The organism is Enhygromyxa salina, from assembly GCF_002994615.1.
In the GTDB taxonomy this organism is placed as follows: Bacteria; Myxococcota_A; Polyangia; order Nannocystales; family Nannocystaceae; genus Plesiocystis; species Plesiocystis salina_A.
The window spans coordinates 1-1,063 of sequence record NZ_PVNK01000161.1 but is presented as its reverse complement, the minus strand read 5'-3'; the positions used below and the strand labels follow the sequence as shown (position 1 = coordinate 1,063).

Annotated in this window: 1 protein-coding gene; it reads right to left on the bottom strand. The window is 70.8% G+C overall.

Annotation, left to right across the window (positions count from 1 at the left end; translation table 11 throughout):
• Positions 1 to 363: 363 nt before the first annotated feature.
• On the bottom strand, positions 364 to 1,063 hold a 700-nt coding region (locus tag ENSA5_RS17530; protein ID WP_181197857.1), incomplete at its 5' end, for a PD-(D/E)XK nuclease family protein.

The window sequence follows — 1,063 nt, the reverse complement described above, 5'->3', positions numbered from 1 at the left end:
CCTCCCAATCGAAGCGCTGCCGGTCACTCGGACTACCCGAAGACCGACACAGCTCATGCCTTCGGTGAGTGAATTCGCTTCGAGGGACCCCCGGAGCCCGCCGGGCTCCCCGCCGTCCCACAATCCTCCCACTTCACTCGGACTACCCGAAGACCGACACAGCTCATGCCTCCGGTGAGTGAATTCGATTCGAGGGCGCCCCGCCGTCCCACAATCCTCCCACTTCACTCGGACTACCCGAAGACCCCGCCGTCCCACAAAGCTCCCAGCTCCGGCCCTACGCTCTCGTCACCACGCTCGCTCCACCGAGAAAGCCTGCTCGGCTTTCGAGCACACGGTCCAGCCTGCTAGCACCCCGGGGTGCTAGAGCATCCACATTGCCTTGCCCGCCGGCGCCAGCCACAGGCCGAAGCGACCGAGGCGCTGGAGCTCACCGCGCGGACGCCAGCGCTTCAGGGCCTCGCGGTAGAGCAGCAGCTGCGGCCCGTACTCCCACTGCAGCTCCTGCATCTGGGCGCGCGAGCGGACCTTGGCGGTGACCTTGTAGTCGAGCACGTTCCAGCGCTCGTCGGCGTCGCGCCACAGCAGATCCATGCGCCCGCTGATCCAGTGGTCGCGGGCGTCGTCGGGGACGAGCGCGTCGACGTCGACCTCGTGAAACAGCTCGCCGCGGGCCCGGGCCGCGCGCAGCTCGGCGAGCAGCGCGTGGTCGTCCCCGAACAGCTCGACGCAGCGGACCAGCCAGGAGCTTATCCGTCGGCGGTCGACGCCCGGGCGCTCGGGGTAGGTGATCGCGACGAGCGGCTCGAGCTCGCGGCTCAGCGGAGGGTCACCCTCGAAGTCCCAGCGCTCCATCGCGGCGTGAAACAGCTCGCCGAGCACCCGGGGCTGTTCGTCTTCGAGCAGCGCCGGGCGCCGGGCGGGGAGCGGCATGTCCCACTCGAGCTCGCTCACCGGCCACGGCGAGCGGGCCGCGCTGGGGTTCCACAGCTGCATCGACGGGCCCGCGCGCCAGCCCAGGCCCGACGACCCGGGGCCGCGAGCGGGCGCGGGTCGTCGGGCC